The sequence below is a fragment of the Brevundimonas sp. UBA5866 genome, assembly GCF_002432125.1.
Lineage (GTDB): Bacteria > Pseudomonadota > Alphaproteobacteria > Caulobacterales > Caulobacteraceae > Brevundimonas.
Window position 1 is genome coordinate 323 of sequence record NZ_DJFS01000086.1, and the last position, 4,405, is coordinate 4,727.

The window sequence follows — 4,405 nt, forward strand, 5'->3', positions numbered from 1 at the left end:
GGCGATGTCGGTGGCCACCAGAACGCGCAGCTTGCCGTTCTTGAAGGCTTCAAGGGCGCGTTCGCGTTGCGGCTGGCTCTTGTTGCCGTGGATGGCACCGGCCTCGACGCCACCGGCTTCCAGATAGGCGGCGACCTTGTCGGCACCGTGCTTGGTCTTGGTGAAGACGAGGCAGCGGGTATAGGCCGGGTCCGAGAACAGTTCGGTCAGCAGGGCGCGCTTGCGGCCCGCCTCGACCCAGATCACCTGCTGTTTGATGCGCTCGACCGTGGTCGATTGCGGGGTGACCTGGACCTTGACCGGATCCTTTAGCAGATCACCGGCCAGCTTGCCGATCTCGCCAGGCATGGTGGCCGAGAAGAACAGGTTCTGGCGACGGGCGGGCAGGCGGCTGACAATCTGACGGATCGGCTTGATGAAGCCGAGGTCCAGCATCTGGTCGGCCTCGTCCAGCACGAAGATCTCGGTCGAGGACAGGTCGATGTTCTTTTGCTGGATATGGTCCAGCAGACGGCCCGGGGCCGCGACCAGAACATCCAGACCCTGTTGCAGGGCACGTTCCTGAGCGCCGTATTTCACGCCGCCGAACACGACCGCGACACGGAAGCCGAGGTGCTGGCCATAGACCTTGAAGCTGTCGGCGATCTGGGTGGCCAGTTCGCGCGTCGGCGACAGGATCAGGGCGCGCGTGGTGCGCGGCATCGGCTTGACGCGGTTCTCGGCCAGACGGTGCAGGATGGGCAGGGCGAAGGCGGCGGTCTTGCCGGTACCGGTCTGGGCGATACCCAGCAGGTCGGCACCCTTCATCACGTGGGGAATGGCCTTGGACTGGATGGGGGTCGGCTTCTCATAGCCCGCCGCTTTCAGCGCGGAGAGAAGGCCGTTGTTGAGGCCCAGGGCCTCGAAAGCGTTGGTTTGCGTATCGGTCACGTCTGTCTTTCACGAATGACGACGGACGCCAGCAGCCATCGGCCTAGCAGCGCGCGTCGTCCGCCCGTAGCTACGGGCAGGTAACGGGCGCCGCCCCGCGTGTACGGACGACGTATGAACTGGAGGAACCGACGGCTCGACAGACAGGCGCTTTCAACTCTGGAAAGGCCCACACGCGCTGGAGCACGCCGGAAACCGCACTGTGCGGTAGGCTGCAATTGGGCTTCGCAGGTGCAAAAGTCAAGCAAAGGGCCGGTCACCTCGGGTAACCGGCCCTTACAAGGCTAGGATTTTTGCCGTCTCAGGCGCTGATGGCCGCGTGGGTAACGGCCTTGTCCTCGGCGGCTTTGACCGTTTGCGGGATGATGCGGATGAAGGCCTTGAGGCTGTTCTTCCAGTCACCCAGCAGACGCTCGGCCAGAGGCGAACGGGTCGCGGCAAGGTGGGCCTCGACCAGTTCTTTCAGGCGGGCGGCGGCCTCGTCATGCAGAACGCCGACCGTGGCCAGATCACCGTTCAGGGCCTGTGCGGCATGGCCATCGGGATCGAGGACGAACAGCTCGCCACCGCTCATACCGGCGGCAAGGTTCCAACCCGTGGAGCCCAGAACCACGACACGACCGCCCGTCATATATTCGCAGCCGTGAGCGCCGAGCCCTTCGACAACGGCTTCGGCACCGGAGTTGCGGACGGCGAAACGCTCGCCTGCGCTACCGGCCACGAACAGACGGCCCGAGGTCGCGCCATACAGGGTGGTGTTGCCGCAGACCTGCTGGCCCTCGCGCCATTGATACGGACGCACGCGGATTTCACCGCCCGACAGGCCCTTGCCGACATAGTCGTTGACCTCGCCGGTGACATCCAGAACCAGCCCCTTGGTGGCGAACGCGCCGAAGCTTTGTCCGGCGATGCCTTCCAGTTTCAGGGTCAGGCTGCCCTGCGGACCCTGCGGGCCGTATTTGCGGACAATCGCCGAGGACAGTCCGGCACCGACCGTCCGCTGGGTGTTCTTCAGCGGATAGGACAGTTCCAGCGTCTGGCCCGTGGCGAGGAAGGACTGGGCGTCCTTCAGCACGCGGGCGTCGAGGCTTTCGTCGATTTCCTTGCGGTGCTTGTCGGCCAGGCGGCCCGGCTTATCGACATCGACCTTCATCAGCAGCGGGTTCAGGTCGAGGTCGTCGAGGTGCGAGCCACCACGGCGAACCTGACGCAGCAGGTCGGTACGGCCCACGATCTCGTCGATGGTGCGCGCGCCGATGGCGGCGAGGATTTCGCGCACTTCCTCGGCGATGAAGGTGAAGAGGTTGACCACCTTCTCCGGCGTGCCTGTGAATTTCGCGCGCAGACGCTCGTCCTGCGAGCAGACGCCGACAGGGCAGGTGTTGGAGTGGCACTGGCGCACGATCAGACAGCCCATGGCGATCAGGCCCGCCGTGCCGATACCGTATTCCTCGGCACCCAGCAGGGCGGCGATGACCACGTCGCGGCCCGTGCGGATGCCGCCGTCGGTGCGGAGCGACACCGAGGAGCGCAGGTGGTTGAGGCTGAGGACCTGATGCGCCTCGGCCAGACCGATTTCCCACGGCATGCCCGCATGTTTGATCGAGGTCTGGGGCGAAGCGCCTGTGCCGCCGTTGTGGCCCGCGATCAGGATGGCGTCGGCCTTGGCCTTGGCCACGCCCGAGGCAATCGCGCCGATGCCGGTCGAGGACACCAGTTTCACCGTGACCTTGGCATCGGGGTTGATGGCCTTGAGGTCATAGATGAGCTGGGCGAGGTCTTCGATCGAATAGATGTCGTGGTGCGGCGGCGGCGAGATCAGCGTCGTACCGGGGACGGCATGGCGCATCTTGCCGATGAACTCGGTGACCTTGAAACCGGGCAGCTGGCCGCCCTCGCCGGGCTTGGCACCCTGCGCGACCTTGATCTCGATCTCGCGGCACTGGTTCAGATATTCGGCGGTGACGCCGAAACGGCCCGAGGCTACCTGTTTGACGGCCGAGTTGGCGTTGTCGCCGTTCGGGCGCGGCACATAACGGGCCGGATCCTCACCGCCCTCGCCGGAGACGGCGCGTGCGCCCATCCGGTTCATGGCAATGTTCAGCGTCTCGTGCGCCTCAGGGCTGAGTGCGCCCAGCGACATGGCCTGCGACAGGAAGCGCTTGCGGATGTCCGAGACGCTTTCGACCTCGTGCAGCTGGACCGGCTTCAGTCCGTCCTTGAAGTCCAGCAGGTCGCGCAAGGACAGGTCCGGCTGTTCGGCGACAGCGGCGGAATACTGCTTGTAGCGCTTGTAGTCGCCACGGTTCACCGCATCCTGCAGCAGGTGGATGGTCTTGGCGTCATGGCCGTGGGCCTCGCCACCCGCACGAATGCGGAAGAAGCCACCCATGGACGGCGACGGTGTCTTTTCAGGCGCAAAAGCCGTCTGGTGACGCTGCAGGGCCGCGCGTTCCAGACCGGCCAGACCGATGCCAGAAATACGCGAGGAGGCATTGGGGAAGAACTCTGCCGCCAAGGCGCGCGACAGGCCCAGGATCTCGAACTCGCAACCGCCGCGATAGGCGGAGATGATCGAAATACCCTTGCGGGCCAGAACCTTGAGCAGGCCCGCCTCGATACCCTTCTTATAGTTCAGGCAGGCGTCCTTCAGCGACAGGTCGCCATAGAAGCCGCGCTCCAGACGCTCCTGGAACAGTTCCTGCGCCAGCCACGGATTGACCGCGGTGGCACCTACGCCAACCAGAACGGCAAAGGCGTGCGGGTCCAGCGTTTCAGCCGAACGGACGACGATGGAGCAATAGGTCCGCAGGCCGCCATCCGTCAGGCGCAGGTGGACGCCCGAGGTGGCGAGGATCATCGGCACCGAAAGGCGGTCCTCGGCGAAATGCTCGTCGGTCAGGACGATCAGGGTCGCGCCACCGCGCGCGGCGGCCTCGGCCTCGTCACGGATGCGGTTCAGGGCTTCGCGCAGTCCCTTGCCCGCCTCGGCATCGGCTGCGGGCACCGGATAGGTGCAGTCGATGAAGGCGGTCGAGCCATCGGCCACGACGCCCAGCAGGCGCTCGTACATGCCGGTGGTCAGGACGGGGCTGTCCAGAACGAACACATCGGTCTGGGCCTCGTCATGGGCGAGGATGTTGCCGAGGTTCTTGAAGCGGGTCTTCAGGCTCATCGCGCCGCTTTCGCGCAGCGGGTCGATCGGNNGATCGGCGGGTTGGTGACCTGAGAGAAGTTCTGGCGGAAATAGTGGGCCAGCGGGCGCGGCAGCGACGACAGCACCGCAGGCGGCGCATCGTCACCCATGGAGCCGACCGCTTCCTTGCCGTCGCGCACCAGCGCGTCGAGCAGCAGGTCGCAGTCCTCGCGGCTGAAACCGGCGGCGATCTGGCGGCGGGTCAGGGCTTCGCCCGTGGCGGAGCGCGGCTCGGGACCGGGGCCGATCAGCGGCTCCAGATCGACCATGTTGCCGATC

At 65.7% G+C, this 4,405-nt stretch carries 1 protein-coding gene and 1 pseudogene; both read right to left on the reverse strand.

Annotation, left to right across the window (positions count from 1 at the left end; all coding sequences use genetic code 11):
- On the reverse strand, window positions 1–930 hold a 930-nt coding region (locus tag B3H86_RS11510; RefSeq protein WP_414632844.1), incomplete at its 3' end, for a DEAD/DEAH box helicase.
- A 301-nt stretch (window positions 931–1,231) separates the two neighbouring features.
- Window positions 1,232–4,405 (reverse strand): annotated as a pseudogene (gene gltB / locus B3H86_RS11515) (glutamate synthase large subunit); the annotation flags it as partial.